The organism is Streptomyces sp. NPDC091377, from assembly GCF_044757045.1.
Taxonomy (GTDB): Bacteria; Actinomycetota; Actinomycetes; order Streptomycetales; family Streptomycetaceae; genus Streptomyces.
The window spans coordinates 61950-78467 of record NZ_JBIVUE010000003.1 but is presented as its reverse complement, the minus strand read 5'-3'; the positions used below and the strand labels follow the sequence as shown (position 1 = coordinate 78467).

Sequence of the window (16518 nt, the reverse complement as noted above, 5' to 3'; positions counted from 1 at the left end):
CGTGGGGGCCGAGGGGCCGGCTGGGGGTCAGGGGCTTTCGGCCCCCGGCCCCCGGCTTTCGGCTCCCGGCCCTCAGCTCCCTCGCACCGCCCCCGGCTTTCGGCTCCCGGCCCCGGCTCCCTCGCACCTGACCCCCGGCTCCCGGCCCCGGCTCCCTCGCACCCGACCCCCGGCTCCCGGCCCCGGCTCCCTCGCACCCGACCCCCGGCCTCGGCCCCCGGCTCCCGCCCCCCGGCTATCGGTGGCGCGGTGCGGTGCGGTGGGTCACCCCCGGAGTGCGGCGAGTTTGCCGCGCAGGCGCATCACGGCCTGGGTGTGGACCCGGGCGGCCTGGGACTCGGTGGTGCCGAGCGCATGGCCGATCTCGGCGAGGGTGAGCCCTTCGTAGTAGTAGAGGGTCACGACCGTCTTCTCCCGTTCGGGGAGTGCGTTGATCGCCCAGGCCAGGAATCGCCGCAGTTCATGGTCCTCCGCCACCGCCACCGGATCGTCGGCGGCCGTGTCCCCCAGCGTGTCCTCCAGACCCAGCCGGTCGTCGTCCTCCTCACCCCCCACCCGGAGCAGATCCTCCAGCGCGACCACGTTCGCCAGCGACAACTGCCCGAACAGGGCGTGCAGTTCCGCCACCTCGATACCCAGTTCCTGTGCCATCTCGGGGTCGGTCGGGGTGCGCCGCAGCCGTGTCTCCAGGGTCGCGTACGCCCGCTCCACGTTCCGCGCCTTCTGCCGTACCGACCGGGGGATCCAGTCCAGCGCCCGCAACTCGTCGATCATCGCCCCGCGGATCCGTGTGATCGCGTACGTCTCGAACCTGATCTCCCGGTCCACGTCGAACCTCTCGATCGCGTCGATCAGCCCGAGCACCCCCGAGGACACGAAGTCCGCCTGCTCCACATCGGCCGGCAGGCCGACGGCCACGCGCCCGGCCACGTATTTCACCAGCGGGGAGTAGTGCAGGATCAGCTGTTCCCGCAGCCGCTTGTCGCCCGTCGCCCGGTACGAGCGCCACAACTCGTCCAGCGTCGAGGGCACGGGTGGGCGATGGGCGCCCTGTTTGCCGACGCGGGGCGGGGACGGCTCCGCGACACCGACGGCGCGGTGGGACCGTACGGACGACACGTCGTCGGCTCCTCCGGCGGTGGCCAGCCGTGTGGAGCGGGCCACGGCGGAGACGGCCGTGCTCGTCAGGTTCTCGCGTCGCTCGCTCGGGGCGGGCGCTTCCTCGGTCATCCAGGCGCGCAGTTCGCGCAGGCCCTCGACCGTGGTGGGTGCGGTGGATCTCGTGGGTGCCGTCAGTGCGGTGACGGGTTCATCCGTCAGTTGGTCGAGCCGTCGTACCAGATCGTCGGCGCGTACCGGCGCCGGGGACGGCGAAGGGAACCCGGGTGTCTCCGGCTGTTCCTGATCCTGGTTCATCCCGCTGCCTCCTCTCCCGGACCCCGGTCCGTCCACTCGGACGGGAAGACGACCTCGTCCCCCAGTTCCGCGGCCAACCGGTGGCGCGCGTTGCGCAGATGGACACGGACCGTGCTGTCCGCGAGGCCCAGATGCCCGCTGATCTCACGGTTGGTCCACTCGCCCTGCCATTTCAAGAGTGCTACCCGTCGCTGGGCGCAGGGCATGCCGTCGATGACCTTCCAGCATCTGCGCAGCAGCAGATTGGAGACCGCGGTCCTCGGGGTGTCCAGATCGGCCGCCGGCAGGGTTGTCTCCAGGTCCGTGGTGGAGCGCCGCCGCGCCGAGCCCCACTGGTCGAACACTTTGTTGCGCACCACCGCGTACAGCCAGGCGCGCTGTCCGCTCTTGCCGCGGGGGCCGATGGTCTCCCAGCGCAGGGCGGCGTCCTTGAAGGTGTCCTGCACCAGATCGTGCGCCGCGTGGCGCTCACCGCCCAGGAGCCGGGTCGCGTAGTTGAGCAGGTCGTCTCGGCACCGGAGATAGAGATCCTCGATCTCGCCCCAGTGCCGCGCCGGGATGCGGGACGTCATTCCCCCTCTCCCCCGACCTCGATCCGCATCCTCGGCCCGCCGATGCCACCCTCCTGGGCCACGACGGTGCCGTGCGGGGCCCGGGTGACGACCGCCAGCAGGGTCTTACGGCGTGAGCGCTCCGCCAGCAGTCTCAGCACCCCCCACAGGACCGGAACACAGCAGGCCGACCACGGGACGAGGAACGGCACCAGGGCCGCCCCGTCAACTACCCACCCTTGCAGCAGGGTTGCGATGGCTTTCATGCCTGTACATCTCCCGACTCACGGGAAGTGTTTAGCAGGCGTCGGTGCCGCGGGCGGGCGGACCCGGAACAGCGTCACGCGTCCGCGTACGTTTCCCGGGCAGGGTCATACGGCACCGCACGGCCGACGGGCTCCTGACCGCATCGGTCTGGCACCCGGGTGGCGCCACAGCGCACCACCGGCGGTGCGGTGCAGCGCCGGGCAGGTGCCGAGCGGCGCGCATCGCGTGCCATGATGGCCACATGGAACTACGAGGCTACGTCGACGCCCTGCGTGAGGAGCTTGTCGCCGCGTCCGCGGCCGGAGACGCCGACACCCGCGCCGCCGCCGAACGGCTCCTGGCTCCCCTGGAGTCGGCCGTCCGGCTCACGTTGCTCAACGTTCTGTCGGCCGCCGCCGACGAAATCACCCGTGACCTGGCACCCGGCTCGGTCGATCTGCGTCTGCGGGGGATGGAGCCCAGCTTCGTCGTGACGCCGCCCACCGGTGACGCGGGGCCGGCCGGGGACACGGTGGAGGCGACCGGGGACGCGGTGAGCGCCTGGTCGAGCGGTGCGGGCGGTGGCGCCATGAGCGGCGCCACGGCCCGGATCAATTTCCGGCCGCCGCAGGAGATGAAGGACCAGATCGAGGAGGCGGCGGCCCGGCAGGGCATCTCCGTCAACGCCTGGATGGTCCGGGCCTCCGCCGCGGCGCTGGCCAACAGCAAGCGGACCTCGCGCGGCAGGCAGAGCTTCGACGGCTGGGTGCAGTAGCGACAGCCCGCCGCGTCACGGGGTCCGGGTCCCCGAATCCCTCAATACTGCGTTTTTGGGGTTCAGGACGCGCGGTGGACCGTGATGTCTCCGAACGAGGTCTCGCCCCGTACCGCGACGGACTTCTCGGCCGACTCGGCGGTGCTCTCCAGCATGTTGTGCACCCGGCCGAATCCCGTGCTCAGACTGAGCTTCGCGGGAAGGCCCGCGCCGATGCCGAGTTCCAGGTCCCCGGTCGCGGTCTTGAGCACGACCGTCGCACTGGTGACCTCGCCGAGGCGGATGCTGCCGTTGGCGGTCTCGGCCTCGGTCCTGGCACCGTGGGCGTGCCGCACGGTGATGTCACCGTTGGAGCAGCGGACCTGGATGTCGCCCGCGACCCTGCCGAGGTCCGTGTTGCCGTTGGAGTTCTTGACGGTGACCGAGCCGCCGATCTCCCCGGCGCGGATCCGCCCGGTGGAGGTGGAGATCTCGGCGTCGCCGTCGACCCGGCCCACGGTGACATGACCGGCCGAGGTCCGCACCCGCAGCGCTTCGACGTGATCGAGCTGGACGTGCCCGGTCGCCGTCTTGTACGCGCACTCACCGAGCCGTCCGGAGCCGCGCAGATCACCCACCGCCGACTCGCCCCGCAGCCGTGAGCCCGTGGGCAGCACGATCGACACGTCCACCGACTGGCTCTTCTTGGAGAAGCCGAGCGGCCGGGGCTTCGGTGTCCTGATCACCAGCACGCCGTCGGTGAACTGGACGCTCGCCTGCTCCGCGACCTTGACGTCCGAGGCGTCGTTCTCGTCCGTCGGCCGTACCTGGACGACGGTGTCGGTACGGTCCTCGGCGGTGATCAGCAGATCACCGACACCTCCGATGTCGATCGTGACGGAGATCGGTCCAGGAGTGTCGAATGCAGGCATGGCTGTACTTTCTCACGGGGCCGCCGGACACCGACACCCGCACACGGACCCCGGAGTGGCGCCAGTATGGCGCAGCTGGAACGCCGGCTCAAGCGATGCCAATCCGAGCCGTGCACCGGTCAGTTCCGGTCGGCTCGGTTCCGGCCGACTCGGTTCCGGTCGGGCTCGGTCCGGTCAGCTCGGTCCCGTCGGCTCGGTTCCGGTTGGTCCGGCCGAAAGCCCGCGTTCAGTCAGCCGGCTCCTGCGGTGTCGGGTGCTCGGGGTGCACCGTGCCTTTCGGCGCGCGCCCCTTCGGCCCCGAGCCCGCCTCGTCGGTGTCCGGCAGCCCCTCGTCCTCCTCGGCCTCGTGTCCGTCGGACTTCTGCTGTCCGTCCGGCCCCTTCTGTCCGTCGGACCTCTTCTGGCTGTCCGGTACGACGATCTCCAGCGGGTCTTCCTCGCCGGTGGCCTGCTGGTCCGGCGGGTCACGCGGTACCGGCGGGCGGGCGGCCCCGCTACGTCCCGTGTCTCGCTCGCTCATGGTCTCCCCTCCCCTGGTCAGCGTCCGAGTGCGCGCTTCAGCTGCTGCTTGTTCATGCTGGACCGGCCCTCGATGTTGCGCTTCCTGGCCTCTTCGTAGAGCTGGTCCCTGGTCGGCCCCTGAGCGCCGCTGTGGGAACGCTGACCGCCGCGCTGGGACGCGGACTTCGGGTCGCGGAGCGAGGTCCGGCTCGCGGTCCTGGACTCGCCGGAGCGGGCCCGTTCCTTGTTCACCGTGCGGGCGGCGATCTCCCGCGCCCGGCCCGGTGACTCGCCGCGTTCCTCCGCGGAGTCCCTGATGTGCTCGTACTGACGCTCTCGCTTGGGGCTGGATCCTCGGGGCATGACGGGCGCCTCCTGCTTCTGTCGCGTGGCCCGTCGTCTCCCCCTTAGGGAGAGGTCCCCCGTACGGGCCGCAAGCCCTGGGGGACCGGTCGGGCCGCCGGTCACCCCGGCGGGTGCCCCGCGCTCCGCCCGCCCACACCTGCGGACACCACCCGTGTGGAGCCGGGCCGGACGGGTACCCGGCTGCCACGACGGCCCGGCAACGGGACACCCCGGACACGTTCCGGGCACGGGAGCGCAGCCGCACGACGGAGAGGAGCACAGCGTGTCGAGCATCGAGGAGTCCGTCGAGGTCGCCGTCCCCCTCACCTCCGCCTACGCCCAGTGGGCGCGGTTCGAGGACTTCCCCCGGTTCATGGACGGGGTACGGCACATCGAGCGGCACAGCCCGGCGCTGACGTACTGGGTGACGGAGTTCGGCGGGGTGCGCCGGGAGTTCGAGGCGAAGGTCACCGACCGGCGCCCCGACGACCGGATCGCCTGGAGGACCGTACGCGGGGATGTGCGTCAGTCGGGTGTGGTCACCTTCCATCGCGTGGACGACACCCACACCGAGGTCATGGTCCAGATGGATCACGACCCGGGGCGGGTCACCGACATCGTCGCCGACCGGCTCGGGCTCGTCCGCCGCCAGATCAGGGGCGACCTGGGACGGTTCAAGGCGTACATGGAGGAGGCGTTCGCGGAGGAGCGCGGGGTGGCGTCGGCCTGAGCCCTCGGCCTGAGCCGGGCCGGGTCCGTCTCTCACCCCGCCGAGAGGCGTTCCCGTAGCCGTGTGCAGGTCGTGCTGAGCAAGCGCGACACATGCATCTGCGACACGCCGAACTCCTCCGCGATCCGGGTCTGGGTGAAGCCCTGGAAGTACCGCAGATACAGCAACCGCTGCTCCCGCTCGGGCAGTTCGGCCAGCAGCGGCTTGACGGCCTCACGGTCGAGGATCTTGTCCAGGTCCGGGTCGCGTCCGCCCAAGGTGTCCGCCAGCGTGGTCTCGCCGGCCTCCCCCAGGGTCAGGTCGGCGTCCAGGGACAGCGCCGAGTAGGCGTGCAGGGCGGACAGCCCCTCCCGTACGTCGTCCGTGTCCAGGCCGGTGCGCTCGGCGATCTCGCCCTCCGACGGCTCGTGTCCGGACTGGGACAGTTCCTGGTGCACCCCCCGTACCCGCCCGCGTAGATCCTGGGTCCGGCGCGGCACCCGCACCGTCCAGGTGTGATCGCGGAAGTGCCGGCGCACCTCCCCGGTGATCGTCGGGACGGCGTAGCTCTCGAACGCGCCGCGCCCCGGGTCGTATCCGTCGACGGCCTTGACCAGTCCGACCGCCGCGACCTGGCGCAGATCGTCCAGGGACTCGCCCCGGTCGCGGTAGCGGCCGGCGATGCGGTGGGCCATCGGCAGCCACGCGCGGACCACCTCCTCGCGCAGCCGGTCACGCTCCGGCCCCTCGGGAAGGACGGTCAGATCACGCTGCTCGGTGGCGGTGTCGGGAGCGTCGTGGTGGGCGCGGTGGGAGCGGGGACGGGGGTGGTGTCGTACACGGTTCGCGCTCGTCACAGAGATCAGAGCTCCGGTGATCGGTTCACACATACATACGGAGGACCGGTCGTACGGAGGACCGGTTCACGCCGGCGCTGTGCCTGCCCTCCTCCACGATCGCAAACCGGGCGTTCCACCGCACCCGCACCCGCACCGTCACGGTCGCAATCGCAGTCGGTCGACTACCGGGTGTACGCCGTCAGCCCTCGGGCCGGGCCTTCCGGGCGGTGGCCTCCTGCCGTTCCGCCTCGTCGCGGACCAGCAGCGCCAGCAGGGAGGCGACCGTCAGTCCGGCCTCGGCGGGATGCCGCAGGATCCTGCTGGGGTCGATCTCGTAGGCGTTGGTGCGGCCCTGGCGGGTGTGGGAGAGATAGCCGTCCCGTTCCAGGTCGGCGATGATCTTCTGCACCGCCCGTTCGGTGAGCCGGCAGCGCGCCGCGATGTCACGGATGCGCGCGTGACGGTTGTCGGCGATCGTGGCCAGGACCCGAGCATGGCTGGTGAGGAAGGTCCAGCCGCTGTGCGACCCGGGTACGCCGTCGATATCCGCCATGACCAGATCCTACGGCCGAGGTGTTCACGGGCTCAAAGAGCACCTCGCGCGGGGCGCGTCCGGCCACGGCGAGCCCGAGCCCGGTTCGGTCGCACCCGGTTCGGTCGCACCCGGTTCGGTCGCGCCCGAAAGGCGAATCATGATTCCGGTATCTCTTGACGGGTCATGGGGAGTCGGCGAGTCTGGGGGAGCGGGAACATCCCGGCAACCAGGGAAAGGCACACATGGGGAGCCAGGGAGAGGCGGCCGGGCCCGAACCCCTCCGTGCCGCCACCCAGCCGGAAGGTCGTACCGCCGTCGCCCGCAGATTCGCCGTCCGTCACGAGGACGACCGTGTGGTCGTACGGATCTCCGGTGCGCTCTGCCTGGACGACACCGAGTCGCTCGCCCGCGTACTGCGCACCGCCCTCGACGCGCCGGTCCGCCGGGTGGATCTGGACCTCGGCGGGCTGACCTTCTGGGACTGCTCGGTGCTCAATGTCCTGCTGGCGGCGCGCGGACGCGCCCGGGCGGAGGGCAAGGCCGTCACCGTGGTCGCCGCCACCCCGGTGGCCCGCCGCCTGCTCGTCCTCACCGGCACCCACATCCTGTTCGCACCGCCGCGCGAGGAGCTGGCCGGCGCGCGTTAGGGGCCTGCCGGATCTGCCGTATCCGCCGGTTCGGCTGGATCTGCCAGGTCAGCCGGTTCCCGAATGAACAGGGAGCCATCGGGTACTCGGAGGGTCCGACCGGCGTGGACGTCGGCGGCAGAGCGACCGGTAGGAAGACAGACCGGCAAAGACACAGATCCGATCCGACACGACGAGGGGACGCACCATGTCCGACCCCCAGTTCGAATACGGCGCCTCGGCGGCCCAGCAGGCGCTGCGCACAGTCGCCGAGAAGGGTGCGGACGGCACGGCGCTGAGCACCCTGGCCCACAGCGATGTGCTGGTCCCGGCGACGACCGACGCGGAAGGGCCGCCGCCCACGGCGCTGACCCTTCCCGTGTTCGAGCAGACGGACGGCACCGAACTGGTCCCGGTCTTCACCAGCCACGACCGCATGGAGCAGGCGCTCCCCCAGATTCACCGGCATCACACGGTGAGCCTCGGCGCCCTCGCCCACGACTGGCCCTCCGACACCCTGTCCCTGGTCATCGACGCCGGTACCCCCGAGCAATTGGCGCTGACGGCCCATGGAGTCAAGTCCTTGCTGGACCGGGGCGACGACTGACCACGTCAGGGAAGAGAAGAGGGAAGAGAAGAAGGAGAGAAGGAGAAGAGGGATCGACGTGTTGACGAAACCCGGGCGGACGACATCCGCCGCCCCTCGCGCCGAGACGGGCTGGGCCCGGTCCCGCCGCCTGCGCGAGCAGCCCATCCGCACCTGCGTCCGGGCCACTTTCGACGGCGACACCGGGCAGAAGCCCCCGGCGGAGGACTCGTACATCGTGCGGGGCGAGGACTGACGGCCGACCGCGCCCCTTGACGCGGCCGGTCCGACCACCGGCCTCGGCCCGGTCAGTTCACCGGCATCCGGCCCGTCCGGCCCGTCCGGCCCCTCCCGCCCCTCCCGGCGAGGAGTGCGAGGAGTGCGACGAGTGCGGCGGCGCCGATCAGGACCCCGAAGGCCACCCACAGGGCCACCGTGTATCCGTGCACCGTGGCGGCGGGGACGCTCTCGGGGCGATTCCCGCGCTCGGCGAGATACGCGGTGGTGACACTGGTGGCGATGGAGTTCAGCAGCGCCGTACCGAAGGCGGCGCCCACCTGCTGCACGGTGTTGTAGGCCGCGGAGGCGATTCCGGCCTCGGCGTGGTCGAGTTCGGCGGTCGCCCGGTTCGTGGCCACCGCGAGCAGACAGCCCAGGCCGATACCGGTGAGCATCATGGACGGCGTCAGATAGACCACGAACACATCGGTGCTGTCCACGTCGAGCCGGGTGAGGACCAGGGTGCCGAGGGCGGCGCACGCGAGGCTGCCCGCGATCAGAACGTCCGGGGCGAGCCGCCGCTGGAGTCTTCCAGCGATCAGCAGGGCGCCGATGGTCGTGCTGACGGCGTTGACGAGCAGGGTCATACCCGCCTCGACCGGTGAGTAGCCGAGGATCGTCTGTGTGTAGTAGCTGACGAAGAGGTAGAACCCGAACATCGCCACGAACATCACGCACACGGACAGGAAGGCCACACTCCGCGTCCGGTGCGCGACGATGTGCAGCGGCAGCAGCGGCTTCGGGGATCTGGCCTCCACCAGCACGAACAGCAGGAGCAGCAGCACTCCGGCGGTCAGCAGGGCCAGTACCTTCGGGTCGCCCCAGCCGTGGGGTTCGGCCTGGGAGAAGCCGTAGACCAGTGCGACCAGGCCCGCGGCGCTCAGCAGCACGCCGGGTATGTCGAGCCGGCGCAGCTCCCCGGTGGGGCGGTCGCGCAGCAGGTACGGCGCTCCGGCCAGGGCGGCCAGGGCCATGGGGACGTTGATGTACAGGCACCAGCGCCAGTCGGCGTACTCGGTGAGCAGCCCGCCGGCCACGACACCGAACGCCGCGCCGCCCGCGCCGACACCGGCGAAGACCCCGAACGCCTTCGCGCGTTCCCTGGGGTCGGTGAAGGTCAGGATCAGCAAGGACAGTGCGGCCGGTGCCAGCAGCGCCGCGAAGAGGCCCTGTCCGACCCGCGCGGCGAACAGGACGCCCGCATGATCGGCGGCACCCCCGAGGCCCGAGGCGAGTGCGAAGCCGGTCAGGCCGATGACGAAGGAACGGCGGTGACTCAGCGCGCTGCTGACCCGCCCGCCGAGGAGGAGCAGCCCACCGAAGGCGAGGGCGTAGGCCGTGATCACCCAGTGCCGGTCGGTGTCCGTCATGGCGAGTTCTTGCTGAACCGAGGGAAGAGCGATGTTCACGATGGTCGCGTCCAGCACGACCATCAGCTGGGCGAGGCTGATGACGGCCAGTGCCCACCAGCGTGTCGAGGGCCGCGCCGGTGACGCGGGGGCTTCCTGCCAGGTATCTGTCACGATCACTCACACATTGGTCGAGGGACTCGAACGTTGGTCTAGTGCGAGCCAGACCCTACTACAGCCCCACCCCCGGGGCCGGGGCCCCGAACGTGCCGCCGCGCACGGCAACTCCCCCTCTGATCAGGGGTTTTGGGAAAAAGAAATTCCGGGGCGCGATGCCGGAGCGGGGGCCTTCGGGCCCGTCGTGCGAGACTCACAGGGCTCGGCGAAGCGCCCGCGGGCGAGTCGCACCGGCGGGCGAGTCCGCACCGGCGGGCGGAGTCGTACCGGCGGGCGAGTCGCACCCGCGGGCGGAGTCGCACCGGCGGGCGAAAGGGATCTGGAGGTGGCCGTCATCGTGGCCAAGGAGAGTCAGTCCGGCGCGAGGGTCGGGAACGTGTGGCTCAGACCCGCGCGCGGCGCCGGGCAGGAGCCCCCGCTCACCCGGGAGCGCATCGTCCGCGCGGCTGTCGCCCTGCTGGACGAGGAGGGTATGGGCCGGCTGACGATGCGGCGGCTGGCCGAGCGGCTCCAGGCGGGCGCGACGACCCTCTACTGGCATGTGGCGACCAAGGACGACGTCGTCGACCTCGCCGTCGATGAGATCTTCGGCGAGTCGAAGGTGCCCGACCGGCATTCCGAAGACCCGCGCAACGACATCACCGTCCTGGTCGACGGCTGGCGTCGGGCGATCCTGCGGCACCCCTGGGCCACCGAGGTCCCCTCGCGGCAACGGCCCCTCCTGGGGCCGAACTTCCTCGCCTGGATGGAGTTCCTCCAGGCGGCCCTGCTGCGCGCCGGGGTGAGCGAGCAGCGGCTCAACGCGGCGACCTGGGCGCTGTACAACCACGTCATGGGCGCCACCGCCACCCAGTCCAGCCTGCGGCTCTCCGCCGAGGAGACCCGGATGGGCCAGGAGTACCTGCGCGATCAGCGGGACCGCTTCCCGACCGTGGCGGCCCACAACTACATCGCCGACGACGACTGGGACACCACCTTCAGGGTCGGCCTGGACTTCCTCCTCGACGGCATGCGGCTCACCCCCCGACCTGGCGGGCGGGGGGACCGGCCGGCAGCGGGCGTCTAGCTAGGGCCAAGTCTTTCGGCGTCCCGGGGCGGCGGCGTCGGGCCCGCGAGTCCGGATCCGACGCCGGGTTCCGGCTCGGCCTCGGCCCCGCTCTCGGCCCCGCTCTCGGGCGCGGTGCCGTCGATGGTGCCGATGTGGCGCAGTACGACCGCGGAGAGGACCGCGAGGAGCAGGGTGCCGATCGCGGCGGCGAGCATCGCGGTGTTCAGCCCGGAGGTGGCCGCCTCCTCGGCCCGGTCGAGCCAGTCGGCGGGCATCCGGTCCGCCCATGAGGACGCGCCCGCGAGGCTGTCGCCCGCCGCTTCGGCCGCCTCGGCCGGGGTGCCCGCGGGGATCTCGTCGCCGACTTCGGCGCGGTAGACGGCGGTGGCGAGGCTGCCGAGGACCGCCACGCCCAGGGCGAGGCCCAGTTCCTGCACGGTCTCCGACATGGCCGAGGCCGAACCGGCCTTCTCCGGCGGGGCGGCGCCGACCACCAGGTCCGTGCCCAGGGCCGCGACCGCCCCGAGCCCGAGGTAGACCAGCCCGAAGCCGCTCACGATCAGGGCGAGGCCGCCCGTGGCGTCCACCTGGGTGAGCAGGACGTATCCGAGGGTGGACAGCGCGAGGGTGGCGGCCACCACGATCCCCGGTGGCACCCGGCGCGCGACCACCGGCGCCCCGATCGCGGCCACGAGCATCATCAGCGCGGGCGGCCCCATCCACAGGCCCGACTCGACGGGGGTCAGCCCCTCCACGAGCTGGAGTTGCTGTGTGATGAGCAGCATCGTGCCGCCCACGCCCACCAGCCCGACGAGCAGGACGCCGAGCGCGGCGCTGAACGTCCGGTCGGTGAACAGCCGCAGGTCCAGCAAGGGGTTCGCCAGTCTGCCCTGACGGCGGACGAACAGCACCGCGAACAGCAGCCCGGCCACCGCGGCGAGGAGCGTGGGGGCTTCGGGGCCTTCCTTGGCGACTCGCTTCACCGCGTAGATCAGCGGCAGGATCGCGCACAGCGACAGGACGACGCCGAGCAGGTCGAACCGGCCGCTGTGCGGCGCCCGGTACTCGGGGATCAGGACCGGCGCGGTTACCAGCAGGACCAGCGCGACCGGCACCGCGAGCAGAAACGCCGAGCCCCACCAGAAGTGGTCCAGCATCACGCCACCGACCACCGGTCCGAGGGCCATGCCGAGCGCGAAGCAGGTGGCCCACACCCCGATCGCCAGGGAGCGTTGGCGCGGGGCGGCGAACATGTTGGTGATCAGGGCCAGGGTGGACGGCATCAGTGTGGCTCCGGCGATCCCCAGCGCCGCGCGGGCCGCGATGAGCAGGGCGGTGCTGTCGGAGTAGGCGGCCACCACCGAGACCGCCCCGAACGCGGCGGCCCCGATCATCAGGAGCTTGCGGCGGCCGATCCGGTCACCGAGCGTGCCCATGGTGATGAGGAAGCCGGCGATGAGAAAGCCGTAGGCATCCATGATCCACAGGGTTTCGGTGCTGCTGGGGCGCAGTTCCTCGGCCAGCGAGGGGAGGGCGAGGTACAGCACGGTGACATCGAGGCCGAGCAGCACGGTGGGCAGCGAGAGGACGGCCAGCCCGCCCCACTCCCGGGCACCGGCGCTGCGGACGGTGGGGGCGCTCATCGCACTCCCCCGCGGTTCGAGTTCGGGAACATACCGCGTCACCCTGCCGACCTGCGCGCACGGTTTCCTGATGGTCCGCCGGAGCGAGGGCCTGTCGTTCGGATCATCCCGGCGTCGCGGGGTCTGCCCGACCGAACAGCACCGCGTCCTACAGCCGGGCTGATCCAAACGGCAGGCCCTAGACTGTGACGATGCGTTACGGGGTGCTGGGCCCGCTGGTCGTCTGGGACGCGGCGGGGCTGCCCGTCAAGGTCCCCGAGGCGAAGGTGCGTGCTCTGCTGGCGAATCTGCTGGTGCACGGGGGCGGGCCGGTACCGGCGGACCGGCTGATCGAGGACCTGTGGGCGGGTGACGCGCCGGCCGGGTCGGTCAACGCGCTCCAGACCAAGATCTCCCAACTGCGCCGCGTACTGGGCCGGGACCAGGTGGTCCGCGAGCCCGCGGGCTACCGGCTGCTGCTGACGGACGGCATGGTCGACGCGCTGCGGTTCCAGGACCTCGCCGAACGGGCCCGCGCCCACGGGGAGCCGGCGGTGCGGGGCGCGCTGCTGGCCGACGCGCTCGCGTTGTGGCGGGGCCCGGCCTACGCCGATGTCGCGGAGTCCCTCTTCGCCCGGGGGGAGATCGCGCGGCTGGAGGAGCTGCGTCTGACGGTGCTGGAGGACCGGGCCGAGGTACGGCTGACGCTGGGCGAGCATCCGGCGCTCGCCGTGGAGCTGGGTGAGCTGGTGGCGCGGTATCCGCTGCGTGAGCGTCTGCGTATGGCGCACATGCGCGCGCTGTACCGGGCCGGGCGGCAGGGCGACGCGTTGCGGAGCTTCCAGGAGCTGCGGCGCGAGCTGGACGACGAGCTGGGGGTGGAACCGGGGCCGGGCGCCGTCGCGCTGCACGGGGCGATCCTGCGTCAGGAGCCGCATCTGGCACCGCCGACCGTCGAGTCACCGGCGTGCCGTACCAATCTGCCCGCCCCGCTGACCGCGTTGATCGGCCGGCGTGAGGCGGTCGGCCGGGTGCGGGCGCTGCTGGGCCCGGAGTCGGGGGCCCGGCTGGTCACGCTCACCGGTCTCGGCGGGGTCGGGAAGACCCGGCTGGCGACGGCCGCGGCACGTGAGCCGGCCGATCGGTTCCCCGACGGGGTGTGGCTGGTCGAACTGGCCGGACTGGCCGCCACGTCGAGCGCCGACGACATCGCGGAACGGGTCATCACCACGCTGGGGCTGTGCGACACCGCGGCGTCGGAGCCGGACCTGGAGGATCTGGTGGGCTGGCTGTGCCGGGCGGTGAGCGAGAAGCGGCTGCTGATCCTGCTGGACAACGGTGAGCATCTGATCGAGCAGGTGGCCGCGCTCGCCGGGGCCGTGCTGGCGTCGGTGCCCGGTGGGCGGCTGCTGGTCACCAGCCAGGAGGCCCTCGACATCCCCGGTGAGGTGGTGCATCCGGTGCCTCCGCTGGAGCTGCCGGAGGGTACCGGCCTGGGAGCGGTCGCCCGGTCCGGCGCGGTGGAGCTGTTCGTGCGGCGGGCGTCGGCCGCGGTGCCCGGCTTCGTCCTCGACGAGGACAACGCGGCGGCCGTCTCCGCGATCTGCCGCCGGCTGGACGGTATTCCGCTCGCGCTGGAACTCGTGGCCCCGCGGCTGCGGACGCTGAGCCCGCAGGAGCTGGCCGCCCGTCTGGACAGCCGGTTCACCCCGGAGGTCCGGGTGCGCGGGCTGCCCGCCCGGCAGCGGACGCTGCGGAGCATGCTCGACTGGAGCTGGCAGTTGCTGAGCGCGGACGAGCGGGCCGTGCTGCGGCGGTTGACGGTGCACGCGGACGGCTGCACCCTCAGGTCCGCCGAGGTGGTGTGCGCCGACCCGGACCTGCCCGCCGAGCGGGTGTCCGAGCTGTTGTCCCGGCTGGTGGACCGTTCCCTGGTGGTCCGTGAGGCGGGCCGGTTCCGGCTGCTCGAATCGGTGGCCGCCTACGGCGTCGAACGCCTCGCGGAGGCGGGTGAGTCGGCCGCCGTCCACGCGCGCTTCGTACGGTGCCACACCGAGCTGGCCGAGCGGCAGGACGGACTGCTGCGCGGCCCGGACCAGCGGCGCCGCCTGGAGCGCCTGGACGCGGAGACCAACAACCTGCGCCGCGCCCTGGACCTCGCGGTCACCGGGAAGGCCGCCGGACACGCGGTGCGGCTGGTGAACGCGATGGCGTGGTACTGGTTCCTGCGCGGCCGGCTCACCGAGGCCCGCAGATCCTTCCAATCGGCACTCGGCGCCGACGCCGGGCCCGCACCGACCGCAGCCCCGGCCGCCCGGCTGACGGCGCGGGCCTGGCTCGCCGGGCTGGAGCTGCGAACCGCGCCGACCGGCGCCCCGCCCCTGCCGCCCGGCGCGGACCCGACGGCCGGCATCGGTGACGCGAGGCTGCGGGCCCGGCTCCAGTGGTTCATCGGCACCGGATGGATCGTCCACGAGGACCATGACGCGGCCCGGCGACTGCTGGAGGCGGCGCTGGCCGGTGCGCGTGCCGCCGGGGACCGGTGGGGCGAGGCCGCGGCCCTGGTCGAACTGGTCGGCCTCGACCCGGCCCGGGGCGCGTCCCGCGCGGAACTGGGCGCCGCGCTGTTCCACGAGGTCGGGGACGGCTGGGGCCGGCTCCGGGCCACCCGCTCCCTGGCGCTCGTGGCGGAGCGCGACGGCGACGCCGGGCGAACGGAGCGGCTGTACCGGGAAGGGCTCCTGGTGGCCGAGGAACTCGGCCTGTGGACGGAGGTCGTGGAGACCCTGCTCCGGCTCGGCGACACCGCCCTCACCCGCGGCCGGCTACAGCAGGCGACGGACCTGTACGAGCGGGCCCGGTCCGTCGCGGCCGAACGGGCCTACGGCCGGGGCGAGATCCACGCCGAGGTCGGGCTGGGGCGGGCCGCCGGTCTCCGCGGCGACCGGGAGAGCGCCGACCGCCACCGGAACCGCGCCCTGGCCAAGGGCCGCCGGTAGGGAGGGGGAACGGCGCGCCACGGTCAGTCGGCGGGATCGGCGGCTGCCCGGTGCGTTCGAGGAGGTGTGCGCTGTCGGGACGGGCGTCCCGGAATAGCCTCGGGCCCGGCCCGCGTTGCCACCGGCATGACGACGAACGCGCCGCGGCCCGAGGTGCTGCGCTACACCGCCTTCTCCAGCGCGCCCGAGGGCGGGAACCCCGCCGGTGTCGTCCTGGACGCCGGTGCCCTGGACGACACCGAGATGCTGGCCATCGCCGCCGAACTGGGGTACTCGGAGTCGGCGTTCCTGACCGCGCCCCCGGAGGGTCTCGACGGCCGGGAGGGGCGGGCGTACGGCATCCGTTACTTCAGTCCCAGGGCCGAGGTGCCGTTCTGCGGGCACGCCACCATCGCGACCGCCGTCGCGCTCGCCGAGCGGACGGGCCCCGGGAAGCTGCTGTTCGCGACCCGCGCGGGCACCGTGCCGGTCGAGGTGACCGAGGAGGACGGCACGGTGCGGGCCACCCTCACCAGTGTCCGGCCGCACATCGAGGAGATCGCCGACGCCGACCTCGCGGAGGCGCTGGCCGCGCTCGACTGGCCGACCGCCGATCTGGACCCGGCCTTCCCGCCCCGGATCGCCTTCGCCGGAGCCCGCCATCTCGTGCTCGCGGCGGCGACCCGCGCCCGCCTCGCGGATCTCGCCTACGACTTCACCCGCCTCGAAACCCTGATGCACCGTCTGGACCTGACCACCGTCCAGTTGGTGTGGCGGGAGTCGGCCACCGTCTTCCACGTCCGTGACCCCTTCCCCGTCGGCGGTGTCGTCGAGGACCCCGCGACCGGCGCCGCGGCAGCCGCGTTCGGTGCCTACGCCCGTGCGCTCGGTCTGGTCCCCGAGGACGCCGTCCTCACCCTGCGCCAGGGCGAGGACCTGGGCCGCCCCGGCCGGCTCACGGTGACCTTGCGCGCGGGTGACCCGCGCGTCCGGGTCAGCGGCACCGGAACCCGTATCGGCTGACA

General features: G+C 72.4%; 18 protein-coding genes. 8 read left to right on the top strand and 10 right to left on the bottom strand.

The annotated features are described in order from the left end of the window. Positions 1–264: 264 nt before the first annotated feature. From whiG to ACIQNG_RS08050, 3 genes are all read right to left on the bottom strand, one after another. A complete protein-coding gene (whiG, locus tag ACIQNG_RS08060) occupies positions 265–1119 on the bottom strand; it encodes an RNA polymerase sigma factor WhiG (RefSeq protein ID WP_401483855.1) in 855 nt (284 codons plus the stop codon). Positions 1120–1412: 293 nt separating this feature from the next. Next, a complete protein-coding gene (locus ACIQNG_RS08055; protein ID WP_401424428.1) occupies positions 1413–1988 on the bottom strand; it encodes an RNA polymerase sigma factor in 576 nt (191 codons plus the stop codon). Beyond that, positions 1985–2233, bottom strand: coding sequence for a hypothetical protein (locus ACIQNG_RS08050; RefSeq protein ID WP_401483187.1), 249 nt, complete (start codon positions 2231–2233; stop codon positions 1985–1987). The genes ACIQNG_RS08055 and ACIQNG_RS08050 overlap by 4 nt, the downstream gene beginning before the upstream one ends. 242 nt (positions 2234–2475) lie before the next feature. Here ACIQNG_RS08050 and ACIQNG_RS08045 point away from each other — a divergent pair, with 242 nt between their 5' ends. Further along, complete coding sequence (locus ACIQNG_RS08045) at positions 2476–2988, top strand: hypothetical protein (RefSeq protein WP_401483186.1); 513 nt, start codon at positions 2476–2478, stop codon at positions 2986–2988. Between the two features lie 62 nt (positions 2989–3050). Here the strand turns inward: ACIQNG_RS08045 and ACIQNG_RS08040 are convergent, their stop codons facing one another. The 3 genes from ACIQNG_RS08040 to ACIQNG_RS08030 all read right to left on the bottom strand — a co-directional run bounded on the left by ACIQNG_RS08040 (position 3051) and on the right by ACIQNG_RS08030 (position 4763). Beyond that, complete coding sequence (locus ACIQNG_RS08040; RefSeq protein WP_401483184.1) at positions 3051–3899, bottom strand: DUF4097 family beta strand repeat-containing protein; 849 nt, start codon at positions 3897–3899, stop codon at positions 3051–3053. A gap of 226 nt (positions 3900–4125) precedes the next feature. After that, positions 4126–4419, bottom strand: a complete 294-nt coding sequence (locus tag ACIQNG_RS08035; RefSeq protein WP_401424432.1) for a hypothetical protein — start codon at positions 4417–4419, stop codon at positions 4126–4128. Positions 4420–4436: 17 nt separating this feature from the next. Further along, complete coding sequence (locus ACIQNG_RS08030; RefSeq protein WP_401424433.1) at positions 4437–4763, bottom strand: plasmid stabilization protein; 327 nt, start codon at positions 4761–4763, stop codon at positions 4437–4439. A gap of 265 nt (positions 4764–5028) precedes the next feature. Between ACIQNG_RS08030 and ACIQNG_RS08025 the strand changes: the two genes are divergently transcribed. Next, complete coding sequence (locus ACIQNG_RS08025) at positions 5029–5475, top strand: SRPBCC family protein (RefSeq protein ID WP_401483182.1); 447 nt, start codon at positions 5029–5031, stop codon at positions 5473–5475. 32 nt (positions 5476–5507) lie between these two features. Here the strand turns inward: ACIQNG_RS08025 and ACIQNG_RS08020 are convergent, their stop codons facing one another. Together ACIQNG_RS08020 and ACIQNG_RS08015 are read right to left on the bottom strand one after the other, a co-directional pair. After that, positions 5508–6311 carry a SigB/SigF/SigG family RNA polymerase sigma factor gene (locus ACIQNG_RS08020; protein ID WP_401424434.1) on the bottom strand — a complete coding sequence of 268 codons (804 nt, stop codon included), beginning with the start codon at positions 6309–6311 and terminating at the stop codon, positions 5508–5510. 181 nt (positions 6312–6492) lie between these two features. Then, a complete protein-coding gene (locus ACIQNG_RS08015) occupies positions 6493–6846 on the bottom strand; it encodes a helix-turn-helix transcriptional regulator (RefSeq protein WP_401424435.1) in 354 nt (117 codons plus the stop codon). Between the two features lie 224 nt (positions 6847–7070). Here ACIQNG_RS08015 and ACIQNG_RS08010 point away from each other — a divergent pair, with 224 nt between their 5' ends. The 3 genes from ACIQNG_RS08010 to ACIQNG_RS08000 all read left to right on the top strand — a co-directional run bounded on the left by ACIQNG_RS08010 (position 7071) and on the right by ACIQNG_RS08000 (position 8296). Then, positions 7071–7475, top strand: a complete 405-nt coding sequence (locus tag ACIQNG_RS08010; protein WP_401483181.1) for an STAS domain-containing protein — start codon at positions 7071–7073, stop codon at positions 7473–7475. Between the two features lie 187 nt (positions 7476–7662). Further along, positions 7663–8061, top strand: coding sequence for an SseB family protein (locus ACIQNG_RS08005; protein ID WP_401424437.1), 399 nt, complete (start codon positions 7663–7665; stop codon positions 8059–8061). 58 nt (positions 8062–8119) lie between these two features. After that, positions 8120–8296, top strand: a complete 177-nt coding sequence (locus tag ACIQNG_RS08000) for a hypothetical protein (RefSeq protein ID WP_401424438.1) — start codon at positions 8120–8122, stop codon at positions 8294–8296. Between the two features lie 52 nt (positions 8297–8348). Here the strand turns inward: ACIQNG_RS08000 and ACIQNG_RS07995 are convergent, their stop codons facing one another. Next, positions 8349–9842: an MFS transporter gene (locus tag ACIQNG_RS07995; protein WP_401483179.1), complete on the bottom strand. Its 1494-nt coding sequence runs from the start codon at positions 9840–9842 to the stop codon at positions 8349–8351. A gap of 328 nt (positions 9843–10170) precedes the next feature. Here ACIQNG_RS07995 and ACIQNG_RS07990 point away from each other — a divergent pair, with 328 nt between their 5' ends. Then, positions 10171–10911: a TetR/AcrR family transcriptional regulator gene (locus ACIQNG_RS07990; RefSeq protein WP_401483176.1), complete on the top strand. Its 741-nt coding sequence runs from the start codon at positions 10171–10173 to the stop codon at positions 10909–10911. Here ACIQNG_RS07990 and ACIQNG_RS07985 read toward each other — a convergent pair. After that, a complete protein-coding gene (locus ACIQNG_RS07985; RefSeq protein ID WP_401483173.1) occupies positions 10908–12536 on the bottom strand; it encodes an MFS transporter in 1629 nt (542 codons plus the stop codon). The two genes, ACIQNG_RS07990 and ACIQNG_RS07985, sit on opposite strands and share 4 nt — an antisense overlap. 191 nt (positions 12537–12727) lie before the next feature. On the opposite strand from ACIQNG_RS07985, the gene ACIQNG_RS07980 reads away from it, so the two are divergent. Beyond that, positions 12728–15514: a BTAD domain-containing putative transcriptional regulator gene (locus ACIQNG_RS07980; RefSeq protein ID WP_401483171.1), complete on the top strand. Its 2787-nt coding sequence runs from the start codon at positions 12728–12730 to the stop codon at positions 15512–15514. A gap of 126 nt (positions 15515–15640) precedes the next feature. Then, positions 15641–16516: a PhzF family phenazine biosynthesis protein gene (locus tag ACIQNG_RS07975; protein ID WP_401483169.1), complete on the top strand. Its 876-nt coding sequence runs from the start codon at positions 15641–15643 to the stop codon at positions 16514–16516. Positions 16517–16518 lie beyond the last annotated feature (2 nt).